The 17,689-nt window shown below is 59.2% G+C and carries 15 protein-coding genes and 1 tRNA gene; 10 read left to right on the top strand and 6 right to left on the bottom strand.

The annotated features are described in order from the left end of the window. Positions 1–43: 43 nt before the first annotated feature. From URZ40_RS15815 to URZ40_RS15805, 3 genes are all read left to right on the top strand, one after another. Positions 44–1,342, top strand: coding sequence for a serine hydrolase (locus tag URZ40_RS15815; protein WP_320720817.1), 1,299 nt, complete (start codon positions 44–46; stop codon positions 1,340–1,342). A 282-nt stretch (positions 1,343–1,624) separates the two neighbouring features. Then, positions 1,625–2,938: an MFS transporter gene (locus URZ40_RS15810; protein ID WP_116338931.1), complete on the top strand. Its 1,314-nt coding sequence runs from the start codon at positions 1,625–1,627 to the stop codon at positions 2,936–2,938. Then, positions 2,935–3,723, top strand: coding sequence for a substrate-binding domain-containing protein (locus URZ40_RS15805; protein WP_320720815.1), 789 nt, complete (start codon positions 2,935–2,937; stop codon positions 3,721–3,723). The genes URZ40_RS15810 and URZ40_RS15805 overlap by 4 nt, the downstream gene beginning before the upstream one ends. Here the strand turns inward: URZ40_RS15805 and URZ40_RS15800 are convergent. After that, entirely contained in the window at positions 3,698–4,597 is a 900-nt protein-coding gene (locus URZ40_RS15800) for a LysR family transcriptional regulator (protein WP_116338927.1), read from the bottom strand. The genes URZ40_RS15805 and URZ40_RS15800 overlap by 26 nt on opposite strands. 419 nt (positions 4,598–5,016) lie before the next feature. Between URZ40_RS15800 and mtfA the strand changes: the two genes are divergently transcribed. Continuing rightward, positions 5,017–5,808, top strand: a complete 792-nt coding sequence (gene mtfA, locus URZ40_RS15795) for a DgsA anti-repressor MtfA (RefSeq protein WP_163329820.1) — start codon at positions 5,017–5,019, stop codon at positions 5,806–5,808. On the opposite strand, the gene URZ40_RS15790 is transcribed toward mtfA, so the two are convergent. Then, the gene (locus URZ40_RS15790; protein WP_163329819.1) at positions 5,805–7,016 is read right to left on the bottom strand and encodes an MFS transporter; all 1,212 of its coding nucleotides are present in this window, start codon (positions 7,014–7,016) and stop codon (positions 5,805–5,807) included. The two genes, mtfA and URZ40_RS15790, sit on opposite strands and share 4 nt — an antisense overlap. Positions 7,017–7,154: 138 nt before the next feature. On the opposite strand from URZ40_RS15790, the gene URZ40_RS15785 reads away from it, so the two are divergent. From URZ40_RS15785 to URZ40_RS15760, 6 genes are all read left to right on the top strand, one after another. Next, positions 7,155–8,897 (top strand): IucA/IucC family protein, encoded by a 1,743-nt coding sequence (locus tag URZ40_RS15785; RefSeq protein ID WP_320720814.1) that lies wholly within the window; start codon positions 7,155–7,157, stop codon positions 8,895–8,897. Next, positions 8,897–9,844: a GNAT family N-acetyltransferase gene (locus tag URZ40_RS15780; RefSeq protein WP_320720812.1), complete on the top strand. Its 948-nt coding sequence runs from the start codon at positions 8,897–8,899 to the stop codon at positions 9,842–9,844. The genes URZ40_RS15785 and URZ40_RS15780 overlap by 1 nt, the downstream gene beginning before the upstream one ends. After that, on the top strand, positions 9,841–11,583 hold the full coding sequence (iucC, locus tag URZ40_RS15775; RefSeq protein ID WP_320720811.1) for an aerobactin synthase IucC: 1,743 nt from the start codon (positions 9,841–9,843) through the stop codon (positions 11,581–11,583). The genes URZ40_RS15780 and iucC overlap by 4 nt, the downstream gene beginning before the upstream one ends. Then, a complete protein-coding gene (locus URZ40_RS15770; protein WP_320720810.1) occupies positions 11,580–12,905 on the top strand; it encodes a SidA/IucD/PvdA family monooxygenase in 1,326 nt (441 codons plus the stop codon). The genes iucC and URZ40_RS15770 overlap by 4 nt, the downstream gene beginning before the upstream one ends. Before the next feature lie 26 nt (positions 12,906–12,931). Next, complete coding sequence (locus URZ40_RS15765; RefSeq protein WP_320720809.1) at positions 12,932–15,121, top strand: TonB-dependent siderophore receptor; 2,190 nt, start codon at positions 12,932–12,934, stop codon at positions 15,119–15,121. A 164-nt stretch (positions 15,122–15,285) separates the two neighbouring features. Continuing rightward, a tRNA-Asn gene (locus tag URZ40_RS15760) sits at positions 15,286–15,361 on the top strand. Positions 15,362–15,415: 54 nt separating this feature from the next. On the opposite strand, the gene URZ40_RS15755 is transcribed toward URZ40_RS15760, so the two are convergent. The 4 genes from URZ40_RS15755 to URZ40_RS15740 all read right to left on the bottom strand — a co-directional run bounded on the left by URZ40_RS15755 (position 15,416) and on the right by URZ40_RS15740 (position 17,678). After that, positions 15,416–15,748: a type II toxin-antitoxin system PemK/MazF family toxin gene (locus URZ40_RS15755; protein ID WP_213327933.1), complete on the bottom strand. Its 333-nt coding sequence runs from the start codon at positions 15,746–15,748 to the stop codon at positions 15,416–15,418. Beyond that, entirely contained in the window at positions 15,749–16,006 is a 258-nt protein-coding gene (locus tag URZ40_RS15750; RefSeq protein WP_320720808.1) for an AbrB/MazE/SpoVT family DNA-binding domain-containing protein, read from the bottom strand. It lies immediately after the preceding gene. Positions 16,007–16,280: 274 nt separating this feature from the next. Beyond that, on the bottom strand, positions 16,281–17,240 hold the full coding sequence (locus tag URZ40_RS15745; protein ID WP_320720807.1) for a zinc-binding alcohol dehydrogenase family protein: 960 nt from the start codon (positions 17,238–17,240) through the stop codon (positions 16,281–16,283). 48 nt (positions 17,241–17,288) lie between these two features. Continuing rightward, positions 17,289–17,678 (bottom strand): RidA family protein, encoded by a 390-nt coding sequence (locus URZ40_RS15740; RefSeq protein ID WP_320720806.1) that lies wholly within the window; start codon positions 17,676–17,678, stop codon positions 17,289–17,291. Between the last annotated feature and the right edge of the window lie 11 nt (positions 17,679–17,689).

The raw sequence follows: 17,689 nt of genomic DNA, 5'->3' as shown, positions 1-17,689 counted from the left end.
GGTTTTTTAAACTGAACCCGTTCTTAACCTATACGAGACGGATATGAAAAACAGAACAGTAAATCATGCCCTGCTGGCGGGACTTGTCTTCAGCAGCCTGCTGTCCCCTGCGGCAATGGCCGCCTGCGAAGGCACTGAGCTCAGCGTGTGCCCTGCCCCCTTCGACGCCGCGTTGCCGGATACCCATAAAATGCTGACCTGGAATCAGGCCGATCGCGTGGTGGGATTTCGTAATGATTATCGCAACTACGCCGGGGATATTTTCCGCCACGGAAACGCCGTACCGCTGCAGGTATCGGAAAAGCCGCTAACGGACGTCCATTATCAGGTTAACGACAGGCGCTACGGCCTTAAGGAATATCTCAAGCGCCAGAACGTCAGCGGCATGCTGGTGCTGAAAGACGGCAAAATCGCCTGGAAATATCTCGCCCAGGGCAATACCGACACCACGCTATGGACCTCGCGCTCGGTAGGCAAATCGGTGGTATCGGCGCTGGTGGGCGTAGCCCTTAAAGAGGGAAAAATTCACTCACTCGACGACAGGATCACGAAATATGAACCCGATCTGAAAGGCACCGCGTGGGACGGCGTGACGCTGAAACAGCTTATCACCCACACCTCCGGGGTGGCGTGGAACGAGGATTATACCAACCCGAACTCCGACTTCGCGCAGCTCACCGAGTGCGAGGCGAAGCCGGGTACCTACGACTGCGTGCGCAAGCTGGTGAAAGGATTACGCAGGGTTCACCCGGCCGGAGAAAACTGGTCTTACTCCTCCGGCGGAGCCTGGCTGCTGGGTGACGTGCTGGAGCGAGCAACCGGCATGACGATCGCGGCGTATCTGGAGAAAAGCATCTGGCAGCCGTACGGCATGGCGAGCGACGGCGTATGGCATGCCTACAGTAAAGGTCAACATGACGTCGGCGCGCACGGCTTTAACGCCACGCTGGAGGACTGGGGTCGCTTCGGGGAATTTATCCTGAACAACGGTATGCTCCCCTCGGGCAAACAAATCCTGCCTGACGGCTGGGTGAAGGAGTCGTCAGACTGGACTCAGGCGAAAGGCTCGGTATCAGACGCGCATCCAGAAGGCCTGTACGGCTATCAGTGGTGGAACAACGCCGTGCCCGTCAACGCCAGGGGCGTTGAGCCGGCAGCGAAGGATTCGCTCAAAGGTTCGCTCTGGGCGCTGGGCATTTTTGGTCAGATGATCGTGGTGAACCAGAAAGAAAACCTGGTCATCGTCCAGTGGTCTACCTGGCCACAGGCGGAGCCTTCCTTTAGCGCCCAGCCGCTGGAGGCCTCTCTGATGTTTAGCGCGATTGCCAGGGCGCTGCGCTAAATTGCACCCGCCGGGTAACGAAGCGCTTGCCCGGCCCTTTCTCAGGAGCCTCTCTCTGCGCCACATCACAAAATCGCAATATCAGAGGCTTAGATGACATTGGTGAATAAAAAGCCAATATTTTGTTAAGTTATTGTTGCTTATAGTGCTCATCATTATCGTCTCACTATTGATGCGTAACGCGCATCAATCAATGCGTTAATTGCGCTTATCTATTTCGCCATCCTGATCCAGTTTTCAGAAACAGACGCGTAAAACGTCAACAATAAACTGGAGATAACCATGTTTTCCTCAACCTCACCTGCAACCGTACGCTCTAAGGCGGGCGCGATACTTCGCGTGACGTCGGGCAACTTTCTTGAGCAATTTGATTTCTTTCTTTTCGGCTTCTACGCCACCTACATCGCCCACACCTTCTTCCCGGCGAGCAGTGAATTTGCATCGCTGATGATGACCTTCGCGGTCTTCGGCGCGGGCTTTTTGATGCGTCCAATCGGAGCCATCGTGCTGGGGGCCTATATTGACAAGGTTGGCCGCCGCAAAGGGCTGATCGTGACGCTTTCCATTATGGCGGCAGGCACCTTCCTGATCGTGCTTATCCCGTCCTATCAAAGCATCGGGCTTTGGGCACCGCTGCTTGTCCTGACGGGCCGCCTGCTGCAGGGCTTTTCTGCCGGGGCGGAGCTTGGAGGCGTTTCGGTCTATCTCGCGGAAATCGCCACGCCGGGCCGCAAAGGTTTTTACACCAGCTGGCAGTCCGGTAGCCAGCAGGTTGCCATTATGGTCGCCGCGGCGATGGGCTTTGCCCTGAATGCCCTGATGGAGGAGAGCGCCATTCGTGAATGGGGCTGGCGCATCCCGTTCCTGTTCGGCTGTTTAATCGTGCCGTTTATCTTTTTCCTGCGCCGCAAGCTGGAGGAGACGGAAGAGTTCAGCGCGCGCCGCCATCATCTGGAGATGCGTCAGGTCTTTAAAACGCTGCTTGGCAACTGGCAGGTGGTGGTCGCGGGCATGCTGATGGTGGCGATGACCACCACCGCGTTCTACCTGATCACCGTCTACGCGCCAACCTTCGGCAAAAAAGTGCTGATGCTGAGCGCCTCTGACAGCCTGCTGGTCACGCTGCTGGTGGCGATCTCTAACTTTATCTGGCTACCGGTGGGCGGCGCGCTGTCGGACCGCTTCGGGCGTAAGCCGGTGCTGATTGCCATGACCCTGCTGGCACTGGCGACCAGCTATCCGGCCCTGACGCTGCTGGCTGACGCGCCGAGCTTCTCGATGATGCTGAGCGTCCTGCTGTGGCTCTCCTTCCTTTACGGGCTGTATAACGGGGCGATGATCCCGGCGCTGACGGAAATTATGCCTGCTGAAGTCCGCGTGGCAGGGTTCTCTCTGGCTTACAGCCTGGCAACGGCGGTCTTTGGCGGCTTTACCCCGGTGATGTCAACCGCGCTGATTGAATACACCGGTGACAAAGCCTCGCCGGGCTACTGGATGAGCTTCGCCGCGGTGTGTGCCCTGCTGGCCACCCTCTACCTCTACCGTCGTCGCGCGGTTTCAGTGCAAAACACCGTTAAGTCGCAGGGGGCCGCATGACACGCACTTCTCGCTATACCGCCAGCGCGCTGGTGCTGACGTTCCTGAGCGTGAATGCCTGCGCTCAGGAGGTGAAAGTGATGATTTCAGGCGGTTTCAAAGCCGCCCTGGAAAAGCTGGCGCCGGAGTACGAACGCCAGACCGGGGATAAAATTGTGGTCATCCCTGGCCCCTCAATGGGCAATACGCCGCAGGCGATCCCAAACCGGCTCGCGCGCGGCGAGAAGGCCGACGTGGTGATTATGGTGGGCGATGCGCTGGCGAAGCTCGAAAAAGCCGGCCAGACCAGGCCAGGTTCGCGAACTGAACTCGCGGACTCTCCCGTTGGCATGGTGGTGAAAAAAGGTGCGGATATTCCTGATATCAGCAGCGAGGCGACGCTGCGTAAAACTCTGCTGCAGGCCAGTTCCATCGCTTACTCAGACAGCGCCAGCGGCAGGTATGTCAGCCAGACGCTGTTCAGGAAACTGGGGATTGAAAACGAGGCGGCGGCTAAAGCAACAATGGTCGAACGTATTCCGGTCGCCTCAGAAGTGGCGAAAGGAAAATACGCCGTGGGTTTCCAGCAGGTGAGCGAGCTGCTGCCGGTTGAAGGCGTCACCTTTATCGGTAAAATCCCGGACAATCTGCAGTACATCACGCGCTTCGCCGGCGCGGTCACCCGTCACGCTGAACACCCCGCGGAGGGGAAAGCGCTACTGAGCTATCTCGCCTCACCGCCCTCAGGGGCGGCCATCCGTGAGACGGGGATGATCCCCGTTACGTCCGGCGATACCGCTCGGTGATCTCTTTTTCCAGTTCAGCCGCAATATAAGACTGAATGCGCCCCCGGCGCCGGATAAGCCCCACGGCGCGTTTCACCTCCGGCGCCACCAGCGGCAGATGCGTCAGCGGCGTGTGCTCCGACGTCGGCATCGACATGGCGGGAACGGCGGCAATGCCGATGCCCGCCTCTACCATGCCGAGCATCGTGGTGACGTGGCGCGTTTCGCAGACGCTGGGGCGCTCGGGAATGATATCCCCCAGCATCCGATCGAGCAGGTTGCGGTTACCCGACGTTTTATCGAGGGAGATATAGTCCTGCTGGAAAAACGCCTCCCACGTCAGGTGGCTCTTCTGCGCCAGCGGGTGATCCTTTCTGCATGCCGCAACGTAGACATCCTCCACCAGCGGGAAAAATTCAATTTCAGACGATAAGTTTCCCGCGAAGCAGATGCCAAAATCCGCCTGGCTTCGGGCCACGGCGTCAATCACATTCCCCGCGCTGCTGTCGATGAGCTTAATGCGAACGCGTGGAAAGCGAGACTGAAAGCGACGGATCACATCAGGCATAAAGTAACAGGCGGCGGAAGGTACCGCGGCGACCGTAATCAGCCCCGTCCGCTCTTCACTGGCCTTATCGACATCCGCCAGCATTGACTCCACGTTGTCAAGCAGCTGCGCTGAGCGTTCAGCAAAGTTTTGCCCATATAGCGTCAGGGCGACACGACGGGTGGTTCGGTCAAACAGCTTTGTTCCCAGCGCGGCTTCCAGCTTTTCGATCCTGCGGCTCAGCGCCGACTGGGATAAGCAGATAGATTCAGCGGCGACACGGAAGTTACCGTATTCCACTAACGCCCTGAAGGCATAAAGATCGTTAAGGTCAAAATTCACGGGCATAGCGTCTGGATGTCCTGTCAGGGAAGAGGCAACAAAGTCAAAAATAATAGCGTCTTATTGACCTGCCGCAACCGGCGCGGTGTTGTAATAGGTCAGAGATCGTTGAGATTGAGTTGAATGCGCCCGGCCTGGTCAGCAATCGCCTGCCGTTCATCTTCCTTTGTATTGGGCAGCGCCTGCTTGTTACCTTTGAAATCGCTCATCTTTTCAATACCGCACGGGTTTATCCACTTAGCCTGCGAATTAAGGCTACGACGGAGGTCACAAAATGAAGGTGATGCCTGCAAAGCGCTACCCACCGCTACGTACGAAATGATAGTTTATTCAGGCTGGAAGTGTAGCTGTGCGCAATTTTCTGGCATCTTAACTGAACCTGACTTTCCCATTTTTGTTCAAGTAACGAGTTTGCGAGCAAAGCGATGATTAAGTGGCCCTGGAAAACGAATGAGGCTGGCCGGGATATGGCGCTGCCGTGGGATGACGCGCTGGCGATCCCTGTTCTGGCAAATCTTAAGCCGGATGAACAGTCGAAGCTGGTTCAGATGGCGGATCGTTTTTTGCAGCAAAAACGCCTTGTGCCGCTGCAGGGGTTCGAACTGGATCCGCTGAAAAACGCCCGCATCGCCCTGCTTTTCTGCCTGCCGGTGCTGGAGCTCGGTATTGAGTGGCTGGACGGTTTCCACGAAGTACTGATTTACCCCGCGCCGTTCGTTGTCGACGACGAGTGGGAAGATGATATCGGGCTGGTGCACAACCAGCGGGTGGTGCAGTCCGGGCAGAGCTGGCAGCAAGGGCCAATTATCCTGAACTGGCTCGACATTCAGGACTCGTTCGACGCCTCCGGCTTTAATCTGATTATTCACGAGGTGGCGCATAAACTCGATACCCGCAACGGCGATCGCGCCAGCGGCGTGCCTTTTATTCCGCTTCGTGAAGTCGCGGGGTGGGAGCACGACCTGCACGCGGCGATGGATAACATCCAGGATGAGATAGACCTGGTAGGCGAAAGCGCGGCCAGCATTGATGCCTATGCGGCAACCGACCCTGCCGAGTGCTTTGCGGTGCTGTCAGAGTACTTCTTCAGCGCACCCGAGCTTTTCGCCCCCCGCTTCCCGGCGCTGTGGCAGCGTTTCTGCCAGTTTTATCAGCAGGATCCGCTCCAGCGCCTGCGGCAAAATGAGGGCACAGATGGCCCCCGCCACGTGCATTAATGCTTTTCGACTGGGGTACGTTCAATAAACCGTACCCCGATGCTCAGCGCTAAAAACAGCAACGCCATTCCCCAGGCAGCCATCGTTAAATACTGTTCGCCAAAAAAGCGCGTCACAACGGGCACCAGCAGCGCGCTGACGCCGTAGCCTAACGTGTGGCTGGTCGCGATAGCACCCGCCCCTTTCCCCGTCGTCAGGCGATCGTTCAGCAGCAGCTGGTACCCAGGCGTGGCCATCGCTGCGCCGAGCGAAGTGATAGCAATCCCCACGTAGAACAGCGCCAGCCCGGCGATGCACATTAGCGCAAGCCCTGCCACCATCAGCACCGCCGCCATGCAAAGCAGGGTCAGCGGGCTGAAATGCTGCGGGCGGACTACCAGAAACTGCGCCGCGAGCGTTGCCAGCGCGGCCAGGCTCAGCAGGAGCGCGACATGATGGCTGATATCCCGCGCGTTGCCGTCCAGCAAGGGGCTGAGGTGCGGAGACAGGCCGAGCTGCATCAGGCTCACCAGCGCTGCCAGCAGCATCGCCAGCAGCAGGAACGGCAGCATGGAAATCTGCAGACGGGTCGCCTGGTGAGCCACCGGCGGCAGCGGCGGATCAGCCACCTCGCGCAGCACCAGCAGCAGGGCGATTAACGGCGCGATCGCCATCAGCCAGAGCGGTGCCACCGGGTTAACGCTGAGCATCAGCGCCGCCAGCGGGGGTCCCAGCAGGCGACCGCAGCTGAGGCCGGAGCTGATGGTGGCCAGCGCCGCCATGCGTTTCTCCAGGCCCGAACGCTGAATGGCCCACGTCTGTGCGGCAGGCACCATGCCCGACACCGTTAAACCGTAAAGCAAACGCGAGAGGATCAGTCCCGCCAGCCCCCAGGGGCTTTCCAGCAACCCGGCGGCCATCGCCCAGACCACCAGCGCCATGACGCCAAAGCTGGCGAGATAGCCGCTGAGGGAGGCTACCATCACGACCTTACAACCGCGGCGCTCGCTCTGGCGTCCCCACCAGGGGGAAGCGGGTAAAAAAAGCATAGAGCCGAACATTAACAGCCCGGCCCAGACAGAGAGTGAAAGTCCGGTCAGGGTCACCAGCTGCGGAAGCATGACCAGCAAACCGTTTTGCCCGATGCCCAGCAAGCCCGCGCATAGCGCCAGGGGCCAGTTTGCTTTGGAGGTGATGTTTTCGGTCAACGTTTCAGAGTCAGCGCGCATGAGAATGTGAACATAGTGTCAATAAATGTGTGGAAATTATGAAGTTTATGAAAACAAATATTGCAAAAATAGTTGCCACTGTAAACAGAATGAATATCATAACGAGAATTATTATCAGTCATGGAATGAGGTACATCTATGCGTGCTCTGCCCCGCTCTGCCGGTACAGACGTTGCAGCCCAGTGTTTTTTAAACGCCCTGGTGCGCGAGACGAAGGACTGGCGCTATCTCCCCGCTTCCGCAGCGGATGAACTGGCGCACATTCATATTCCGCTTTCTCCCACCCAGGCCCTTCGGGTTCCGGTGCGCTATTTCTCCCCAACCCAGCATCATCAGTACCGTTTTCCGGCAACGCTTATCCAGAGCGATAGCGACAGCGGTGACGCCGTCACTTTCGCTCAACTGGTTGATTTAATTCTTGAAAAGTCCTCTGTAAAAGGCTCGCTGGATGCCGATACGCTGGCGCGTTTTAAACAGCGCGCGCTCGAAAGCCACGCGCACACCTGGCAGGCGATCGATCTGCGCCACGGCTGGGGAACGCTGCGCGACAGGCCGCTGACGTTTGCCGACGCGGAACAGGCGCTGCTGGTGGGCCACGCGTTTCATCCTGCGCCGAAATCCCACGAACCGTTCAACGAAACCGAGGCGCGCCGGTATCTGCCTGATTTCGGCTCCCGCTTCCCGCTGCGCTGGTTTGCTGTTGAGAGCACGCTCGTTGCCGGTGACAGCCTGAACGTCTCCCTGCGCGAGCGTCTGCTGCGCTTCGCCGCCCAGAGCGCGCCCGAGCTGCTCGGCCACTTCACCGATACCCGCTGGCTGCTGCCGATGCATCCGTGGCAGGCCGACTATCTGCTGGAGCAGGACTGGTGCCAGCGTCTGGCGACAAACGGTTCCTTGCAGGACCTGGGTGAAGCGGGCGCGCAGTGGCTGCCCACCAGCTCGTCGCGCTCGCTGTACAGCGAAACCAACAGCGACATGATTAAGTTCTCCCTTAGCGTGCGCCTGACCAACTCCGTGCGCACGCTGTCGGTAAAAGAGGTTAAGCGCGGCATGCGCCTGGCCCGGCTGGCGAAAACGCAACGCTGGCAAGATTTACAGGCGCGCTACCCGACCATGCGCGTGATGCAGGAAGACGGCTGGGCGGGGCTGCGCGATGAAAGCGGCACCATTCAGGAAGAGAGCCTGATGGCCCTGCGCGTTAACCTGCTGTTTGACACGCCTGAAACCCAGACCAACGTGCTGGTGAGCCTGACCCAGGCCGCGCCGGACGGCGGTGACAGCCTGCTGGCCGCGGCGGTGCGCCGTCTGAGCCAGCGTCTGGATTTACCCCTCGCTCAGGCCGCCCGCTGCTGGCTGGACGCTTACTGCGACCGCGTGTTGCTTCCGCTGTTCAGCGCCGAGGCGGACTACGGTCTGGTGCTGCTGGCACACCAGCAAAATATCCTCGTGGAGATGCAGCAGGATTTCCCTGTCGGACTTATTTACCGTGACTGTCAGGGCAGCGCCTGGACCGAAGGGGCCGACGCGTGGCTGAAAGAGGCGGGCGAAACAGACGTGGAAAACCGCTTCGGTGAGAGCCAGCTGCTGCGCTACTTCCCGTACTACCTGCTGCTGAACTCCACCCTTGCCGTCACCGCCGCCCTCGCCGCCGCCGGTTTCGACAGCGAAGAGCACCTGATGTCCCGCGTGCGTGACGCGCTGGCCGAACTGCGCGCGACGGCGAAGCAGACCCGCTGCCTCGACTACGTGCTCGACAGCCCAACCTGGAACTGCAAAGGCAACTTCTTCTGCTACCTGCACGATCGCAACGAAAACACCATCGTCGACCCGGCGGTGATCTACTTCGACTTTAGCAACCCGTTTTACAAGGAGAAGGCGTGATGGCGAACGCGAATATCGTCCATTCCGGCTACGGCTTTCGCTGCACGGCCACGGAACAAAACCTGCCGCTGACGCTGGGTCTCGACGGCAGCGCGGTCCTTGAGCGCCTGACCGGGATCCCGGACGGCTGGCTGGTGGACGCCCTCGATCAGCTATTTATTGCCGCGCCCGCCCTGACCGGCATTACCCTGCCGTGGGCGGCCTGGCAGGATGAGCCGCAGGCGCAGGCACTGTTTCGCCAGGCCCACGGGGATTATCTGGCGCGTGAAACCTTCTGGCAGCTGCCGCTGTGGCTGAAAGGCGAGCGTCCGCAGGCAAGCGGCGGTATGCAGTTTGATGAGAGCCGTCAGCTGTTCTTCCCGCTGCGCCCTCACCGCCCGCAGGGTGAGGTCTATCGCCGTTACGATCCGCAGATTAAGCGCACCCTCAGCTTCCGCGTTGCCGACGTGGCGCTGGACGGCGAACGATTCACGCAATGGATGAATAACCCGCGCGTGAACGCCTTCTGGGAGATGGCGGGCCCGCAGGCCGAGCAGGAAAACTACCTGCGCCGTCAGCTTGACTCGACCTACTGCTACCCGGTTATCGGCTGCTTCGACGACCAGCCGTTCGGCTATTTTGAACTCTACTGGGCGGCAGAGGACCGGATTGGCCGCCACTACCGCTGGCAGCCGTTTGACCGTGGGCTGCACATGCTGGTGGGCGAAGAGAACTGGCGCGGCGCGCAGTATATCCGCAGCTGGCTGCGCGGCCTGAGCCACTATCTGTATCTCGATGAGCCGCGCACCGCGCGCATCGTGGCCGAGCCGCGTTTTGACAACCAGCGCCTGTTCCGCCATCTGGCCTCCGCCGGTTTTGAGGCGATGAAAGAGTTCGACTTCCCGCACAAGCGCTCGCGCCTCATCATGAGCCAGCGTCACCGCTTCTTCAGCGAGGTGGAACTGTGAACGCGCTCTGGCAGAAAGTGAACCGCGAGATGGTGGCGAAGATCCTCGCCGAGCTGGAATACGAACGCACCCTGCGCGCTGAGCCGGTGTCGGCGGACGGCTGGCGCATCGCCATGGGCAACGAGTCCTGGCAGTTTCGCGCCACGCGCGGGATCTGGGGCTGGCTGCATATCGACCCGGACACGCTGACCACCGCCAGCGGCGCCGCCGTGGAAGCGGAACGCGCGCTGCTGCAGCTGGCGACGGTACTGGAGATGAGCGACGCGCAAACGGCCGAGCACATGGAAGATCTCTACGCCACACTGCGCGGGGACATGCAGCTGCTGCAGGCGCGTGAAGCGCTGGATGCGGACGCCCTGATCCACCTCGACCCGGACGAATTACAGTGTCTGATGAGCGGTCACCCGAAGTTTATTTTCAACAAAGGACGCCGCGGCTGGGGTCTGGACGCGCTGCGCCAGTACGCGCCGGAATACCGCGGGCGCTTCCGCCTGCACTGGGTCGCCGTCCAGCGCGAGCATCTGGTCTGGAGCAGTGACGCCGATTGCGACATCCACACTCTGCTGGCCAGCACCATGGACGATGCCGAGCGCGCCCGGTTTGACGCCCGCTGGCAGGCGCTGGATCTGAATGACAGCTGGCTGCCCGTGCCGTTGCACCCATGGCAGTGGCAGCAAAAAATTGCCATTCATTTCCTGGCGCAACTGGCGCGCGGTGAGATGGTTGAGCTGGGCGAATTTGGCGATGAGTATCTGGCGCAGCAGTCCCTGCGCACGCTCACCAACGCCAGCCGTCGTGCGCCGTATGACATCAAGCTGCCGCTGACTATCTACAACACCTCCTGCTATCGCGGCATTCCGGGCAAGTACATTGCCGCCGGGCCGCTGGCCTCGCGCTGGCTGCAGCAGCAGTTCGCCGCCGACGCCACGCTTGCCCGCTCTGGCGCGCAGGTGCTTGGCGAACCCGCCGCCGGATATCTGTCGCATCCTGGCTATGCGGCCCTGCCGAAAGCGCCCTACCGCTATCAGGAGATGCTGGGGGTAATCTGGCGGGAGAACCCGTCCTGTTATCTTCAGGAGGACGAACAGGCGGTGCTGATGGCGGCGCTGATGGAAACTGACAACGCAGGACGTCCGCTGATCGACGCGTGGATCAAGCGCTCGGGGTTAACCGCCGAAGCGTGGCTGGAAAAGCTGTTCGAAGCGACGGTGATCCCGTTCTACCACCTGCTTTGCCGTTACGGCGTGGCGCTGATCGCCCACGGCCAGAACGTGACGCTGGTGATGAAGGACTACGTTGTGCAGCGCATCCTGCTGAAGGATTTCCAGGGTGATATGCGCCTGGTGGACGAGGATTTCCCGCAGGCACAGAGCCTGCCGGAGCAGGTAAAAGCGGTGACGGCGCGCCTGAGCGCGGATTACATCATCCACGACCTGCAGACCGGCAACTTTGTGACAGTGCTGCGCTTTATTTCACGCCTCACCCTGCAATGCGGCGTAAGCGAAAACCGCTTCTATCAGATCCTCGCCGGGGTGCTGCACCGCTATATGGCCGCGCACCCGGAGCTTGCGGAGCGCTTCACGAAATTCGACCTGTTTAAACCGCAGATTATTCGCGTGATCCTCAACCCGGTCAAACTGACCTTCTCCGAACACGACGGCGGCAGCCGCATGCTGCCGAACTACGTCACCGATCTTGATAACCCTCTTTTTCTGGCCTCCCGGGAGTCCGCGCAATGAAAACCTATGATTTCATCGGCATTGGTATTGGCCCGTTTAACCTCAGCGTCGCCGCCCTCGCAGAAGGGCTGGATGGCTTTAGCTCGCTGTTTCTTGAGCGCAAACCGCACTTCTCGTGGCACCCGGGCATGATGGTGCCGGACTGCCACATGCAGACCAGCTTCCTGAAGGATCTGGTCAGCGCCGTGGAGCCGACCAACCGCCACAGCTTCCTGAACTACCTGGTGCAGCGCAAAAAGTTCTACCGCTTCCTGACCACCGAGCAGCGCACGGTTTCCCGCGAAGAGTTTGCGGACTACCTGTGCTGGGCGGCGGATAACCTCACCAACCTCGCCTTCAGCCAGCAGGTTCAGCAGGTGAGCTTTGATGAGCAACGCGGTCTGTTTGAGGTCGTGACCCAGCGCGACCGCTTCCTCGCGCGTCACGTCTGCGTGGGGATTGGCAAACAGATCAACCTGCCTGACTGCGTCACGGTACAGGACGATACCTGCTTCCACGCCAGCGAGATGATGCTGCGCACGCCGGATCTCGCGGGTAAGCGCGTTACCGTCGTCGGCGGCGGCCAGAGCGGGGCCGACCTGTTCCTGAATATCTTCCGTGGAGAGTGGGGCCAGCCGCTGAGCCTGAACTGGGTATCGCGCCGCAATAACTACAACGCGCTGGATGAAGCCGCCTTTGCCAACGAGTATTTCACCCCGGAGTACGTGGACAGTTTCTCCACGCTCGGCGAAGAGGCCCGTCGTCAGATGCTACACGAGCAGAAGATGACCTCCGACGGCATCACCACCGAGTCACTGCTGGCGATTTACCGCGCCATGTACCACCGCTTCGAAGTGCTGCGCGAAAAACCCTGGGCGCACCTGATGCCGTCCCGCTCGGTGACGGCCCTGACGCGCCAGGAAACCGGACATCGCCTGAGCATTCAGCATCACCTCGACGGCGGTCACGAGCAGTTGGAGAGCGACGTGGTGATTTTCGCCACCGGCTACCGCGCCGTGCAGCCCGCGTTCCTCGCGCCGTTGTCTCACCGGCTGCATCTGGATGCGGACGAAGCTTTCTGCATTAACAATGATTTCACCCTCGAATGGGACGGTCCGCAGAGCAATCGCCTGTTTGCCGTGAATGCCGGGATGCATCGTCTCGGCATTGCCGAACCCCAGCTCAGCCTGATGGCCTGGCGCGCGGCGCGAATTCTTAATCGCGCGCACGCCGACGAGCCGTTTGAGCTGGCCACCACCCCCGGCGTTATCCACTGGCGGAGCACCACCAGCCCGGAGAGCAGCCAGTTTTTTAAATCGTTAGCGAAAACCACTGAGTACTGACACACACATTCAGGATCAACATAACAATGAAACGTTCTCATCTTTGGGTTTTAAATCCTTGCTTGCTTGCAATGCTTTCTACCTCTGCGTGGGCGGAAGAACAAAAGGAAGAAAATATCGTGGTCTCTGCCAGCCGCGCGCACCGCAGCGTTGCCGAGATGGCGCAGACCACCTGGGTCATCGAGCGGTCTGAGATCGAGCAGCAGGTTCAGGGCGGAAAAGAGATTAAAGAGGTGTTGGCGCAGCTGATCCCGGGCATGGACGTCAGCAGCCAGGGGCGTACCAACTACGGCATGAACCTGCGCGGCCGCTCCATGATGGTGATGGTGGATGGCGTGCGCCTGAACTCGTCCCGCAGCGACAGCCGCCAGCTGGACTCTATCGACCCGTTCAACATTGACCGCATCGAAGTCATCTCAGGCGCCACGTCACTGTACGGCGGCGGCAGCACCGGCGGCCTGGTGAACATCGTCACCAAAAAGGGCCAGCCGGAGACCGAAGTTGAGTTCCAGACCGGGGCAAAAACCGGCTTTAACAGCCGCAACGACCACGATGAGAACGTATCGGCAGCCGTAAGCGGCGGCAATGACAACGCGTCCGGCCGTCTGTCGGTCTCTTATCAGCGCTACGGCGGCTGGTATGACGGCAACGGCGACGAGGTGATTATCGATAACACCCAGACCGGCCTCCAGTATTCCGACCGTATTGATGTGATGGGCACGGGCACCATCAACATTGACGATCACCAGCAGTTGCAGCTGACGACGCAGTACTACAAGAGCGAGTCCGACGGCAAGCACGGGCTGTACCTCGGGAAGAACTTCTCGGCGGTAACGGGCGATGCCACCGCGTACAACAAGGATAATCTCGACTCTGACCGCGTGCCGGGAACCGAGCGCCATCTGATTAACCTGCAGTACTCCAATACCGACTTCTGGGGCCAGGACCTGGTCGCGCAGATTTACTATCGTGACGAGAGCCTGACCTATTACCCGTTCCCGACCCTGACCAAAGGCGTGGTAACCAGCATCGGCGCGTCGCAGCAGAAAACCGATTTTTACGGCGGCAAGCTGACGCTGAACAGCAAGCCGGTGGACGATCTGACGCTGACCTGGGGTGTGGATGCCGACCACGAAACCTTCGATGCCAACCAGCAGTTCTTTAACCTGAGCAAAGCCGCAGCGAGTGGCGGCATGGAGCTGGACAACGCCTACAACGTGGGCCGCTACCCGGGCTACAGCATCACCAACCTCGCCCCGTTCCTGCAGGCGAGCTACGACATTGACGCCATCACCCTGAGCGGCGGCGTGCGTTATCAGTACACCGAAAACAAGGTGGATGACTTTGTTGGCTACACCCAGCAGCAGGCCATCGCCACCGGAAAAGCCACCTCCGCCGACGCGGTACCGGGCGGGAAAACCGATTACAACAACTTCCTGTTCAACGCCGGGATCCTTGGTCGTCTGACCGAACAGCAGCAGCTGTGGTTTAACTTCTCTCAGGGCTTTGAAATCCCTGACCTGGCGAAGTACTACGGCTCCGGCACTTACCAGCTCAGCAACGGCCACTATCGCCTGCTGAACAGCGTAAACGTCAACGACTCAACGCTGGACGGCATTAAGGTCAACGCCTACGAGCTGGGCTGGCGCTACACCGGCGACAACCTGCGCACGCAGGTCGCGGCGTATTACTCGCTCTCGGATAAAACCATTACCATCAACAAGACGGATATGACCATCAACCTCGAAGACGACAAGCGTCGTATCTACGGGGTTGAAGGCCAGGTGGACTATTTCTTCACCGACAGCGACTGGAGCACCGGCGCGAACTTTAACGCCATCAAGTCTGAAACCCGCGAAAACGGGAAATGGGAGAAGCTGACGGTCGACAGCGCCAGCCCGTCGAAAGCCAGCGCATGGGTGAACTGGGCGCCGGGCGACTGGACCCTGCGCGTGCAGAGCACGCAGACCTTTGACGTGTCTGACGCCGACGGCAAGAAGATTGATGGCTATAACACGGTCGACTTCCTGGGCAGCTACGCCCTGCCGGTGGGTAAGGTCAGCTTCAGCGTGGAAAACCTGCTGGACAAAGACTACACCACCGCCTGGGGCCAGCGCGCGCCGGGGCTGTATAGCCCAACCTACGGTGCACCGGGCCTGTATACCTATAAAGGCCGCGGTCGTACGTTTGGCCTGAACTACTCCGTACTGTTCTGATCCTGCGCGCCGCCTGCGGGCGGCGCTTTTTATTGTGCAATTTGAACGCAAATTTGCCATAAAATCAGCGATTTGCTGAAATTGTCGGCAAACGAACGAAAAGTTTAATTTCCCCCTTTGACAAGGTGAACGCAGGTCGATAATATTCGCCCCGTTCACACGATTCCTCTGTAGTTCAGTCGGTAGAACGGCGGACTGTTAATCCGTATGTCACTGGTTCGAGTCCAGTCAGAGGAGCCAAATTTGAAAAGCCTGCTTTTGAAGCAGGCTTTTTGCTTTTCTGCGTCTCTGAAGTTAACTCAGAATCGCATCCAGCCTGGCAAGCACTTCATTTACAACGGCGTCAGGTATGCGTTCCAGCCGCATGCCGTTCCGGGCAGCCATATCAATGGTTCTGGGCTGGTCACAGCGAATAACGCCCATTGTTTTTGTCCCCGCCCCTTCCAGTGAAACGGTGAAACCTGCTGTACGTGCAAAGTTTCCGCCGCTGGTGACGGGAACCACTACCGGTAGCCGGGTCAGCTTGTTAAACGATGCCTTCGATACGATGAGTACCGGACGTTTTCCACTTTGCTCGTGGCCAGCAATTGGATCCAGTGAAACAAGCCAAATTTCCCCTCTCTCCATTTACAGGATCTCCTTGCCCACCGCAGGCGCATCCATCCATTCCCGATCCTCTTCGCTCATTTCAGCGTGCGGATCGCACTGCGCCAGCAGCTCCTCAAGTGAATAATGAGGCCGTTTCTGAGGTTCGATAATCAGGCAGCCATTATTAATGGTCATGCCAACTTCGCTGTCTGTCGACAGCCCCAGCGTTTTCAGCACGGCGGGAGGAACCGTCAGCATGATGGATCCGCCGACCTTTTTAAGACGAGTTGTATACATAGAGCACCTCCGAATATTATATTTTAATATAACATTCATGGAGGGATATGCACAATTATTCATCAGATTCATGGTGATTTCCTTTTCGTAATGAAGTGGGCAGAAAGTCGTTATCCATCGAAGAACAGTGCAGGTGGGAACGAAGTGCGTAACCAGGAAGGGTGATATTAGAAAACCGTTTTTGCGGTTCAAAGGATTATGGCGGATCGGATAAACGAAATGCGAGGCGGCTTCCGCATCGGGAGAATTATGAGGTCAGTTTGGGGTTCCCCCCTCACGGCTTCATAACGATGCGGCCAAGCGGTTTCGCTGTCTCGGCGTATTCATGGGCCGCGGCGGCGTCAGCCAGGGAGAAAATGCGATCAATAACAACCCGGATGCGCCCTGCTGCTATAGCCTGCAACATCTCGTCCACGCTTGCCCGGACCTCAGGCCTTTCAAAAAGTGGCCCCATGAATACCCCCATGAGCGTCTGGTTAGACTGCATCGCCGGCCACAGGTCGGCTGTCAGGCTGCCACCGCCCGCATTACCGACGAAGACGAGGCGTCCATCCGGCGCGAGTGCAGAGAGCGAGGCAGGCAACGTCGTCCCCACCGGGTCGATGACGAGGTCAACACCGGTGCCGTGGGTGACCTGCCGGACACTGTCCACGACGTCACTCTTTGCCCGATCCACGACGTGAGCGGCACCCAGTTCAAGCAACCGGCTGCTTCGCTGCGTTCCGCTTGCCACGGCGATGACCGTCGCGCCAGCATGTGAGGCAAGCTGAACGGCCGCGAGCCCCACGCCACCCGCTGCTGCCTGAATCAGAACGGTTTCTCCGTTCCGAAGCATGCCTCGTGTGAAAAGGCAATGATGCGCGGTTCCAAAGGAGATCGGTACCGCCGCCGCTTCTGCTGCATCCACCCCGTCCGGTATAAGCCAGGTGCGTTCTGAGGGCACAGCCCAACGTTCCGCATGCGATCCCTGCATGCTAAAAGCCGTCACTCTGTCCCCAACCCTGCGGTTACGGACTTTCGATCCGACGGCAACAACTGTCCCCGCGGCCGCGTACCCGACGATCCATGAAGGAAGAGGCGGCGGAGTTGAGCGGCGATTGATCAGATCGCCCCCTTCAATCGAGATAGCCTCGACAGAAATCAGGACGTCGTCAGGCCCGGCGACCGGATCCGGGACGTCGACATACTGCAGGACGCCGGGAGCGCCTTCTACGTCATAAACCGCTGCCTTCATAAATTTTCCTCTGTCTTGTCTTTTGACCGTCGGAAAGATCCGTAACGCTCAGGGTAGCCTGGCAATCACCTTAATCTCAAACTGGAATCCGTACAGCCACGTCACGCCGATCCCGGTCAAGGTAGGGTAAGGCGCTTCCCCCCAATATTCTGGCAGGATACTCCAGATTGCGTCGAGGTTTGACTCGGGATCGACAACAAAAAGGGTAACGTCAACCACGTCATCGAACGTGCAGCCCGCAGCCGTGAGAACAGCATTAAGGTTATCGAATGCCAGCCGGATCTGCGCTTTTAGATCCTCTTCAGGCGAACCATCCTCCCGGCTACCCACCTGTCCCGAAACAAACAGGAAGCCGTTAGATTTGATGGCGGGTGAATACCGATTGCGCTCATAGAGCGCCTGGCGTCCGAAGGGAAAAACGGCTTCGCGTGTTGTCATGTTAGTACCTT

This window comes from Enterobacter sp. 296B2 (genome assembly GCF_034106185.1).
GTDB lineage: Bacteria > Pseudomonadota > Gammaproteobacteria > Enterobacterales > Enterobacteriaceae > Enterobacter > Enterobacter cloacae_N.
The sequence above is the reverse complement of the archived record's forward strand: the minus strand, read 5'-3'. Positions and strand labels throughout refer to the sequence as shown.

Bases quoted from the DNA above. Each gene is read 5' to 3' on its own strand.
- URZ40_RS15750 (WP_320720808.1), bottom strand. From the start codon at position 16,006: ATGTATACAACTCGTCTTAAAAAGGTCGGCGGATCCATCATGCTGACG.
- mtfA (WP_163329820.1), top strand. From the start codon at position 5,017: ATGATTAAGTGGCCCTGGAAAACGAATGAGGCTGGCCGGGATATGGCG.
- URZ40_RS15805 (WP_320720815.1), top strand. From the start codon at position 2,935: ATGACACGCACTTCTCGCTATACCGCCAGCGCGCTGGTGCTGACGTTC.
- URZ40_RS15815 (WP_320720817.1), top strand. From the start codon at position 44: ATGAAAAACAGAACAGTAAATCATGCCCTGCTGGCGGGACTTGTCTTC.
- URZ40_RS15765 (WP_320720809.1), top strand. From the start codon at position 12,932: ATGAAACGTTCTCATCTTTGGGTTTTAAATCCTTGCTTGCTTGCAATG.
- URZ40_RS15810 (WP_116338931.1), top strand. From the start codon at position 1,625: ATGTTTTCCTCAACCTCACCTGCAACCGTACGCTCTAAGGCGGGCGCG.
- URZ40_RS15745 (WP_320720807.1), bottom strand. From the start codon at position 17,240: ATGAAGGCAGCGGTTTATGACGTAGAAGGCGCTCCCGGCGTCCTGCAG.
- URZ40_RS15780 (WP_320720812.1), top strand. From the start codon at position 8,897: ATGGCGAACGCGAATATCGTCCATTCCGGCTACGGCTTTCGCTGCACG.
- URZ40_RS15770 (WP_320720810.1), top strand. From the start codon at position 11,580: ATGAAAACCTATGATTTCATCGGCATTGGTATTGGCCCGTTTAACCTC.
- URZ40_RS15755 (WP_213327933.1), bottom strand. From the start codon at position 15,748: ATGGAGAGAGGGGAAATTTGGCTTGTTTCACTGGATCCAATTGCTGGC.
- URZ40_RS15800 (WP_116338927.1), bottom strand. From the start codon at position 4,597: ATGCCCGTGAATTTTGACCTTAACGATCTTTATGCCTTCAGGGCGTTA.
- URZ40_RS15790 (WP_163329819.1), bottom strand. From the start codon at position 7,016: ATGCGCGCTGACTCTGAAACGTTGACCGAAAACATCACCTCCAAAGCA.
- URZ40_RS15740 (WP_320720806.1), bottom strand. From the start codon at position 17,678: ATGACAACACGCGAAGCCGTTTTTCCCTTCGGACGCCAGGCGCTCTAT.
- URZ40_RS15785 (WP_320720814.1), top strand. From the start codon at position 7,155: ATGCGTGCTCTGCCCCGCTCTGCCGGTACAGACGTTGCAGCCCAGTGT.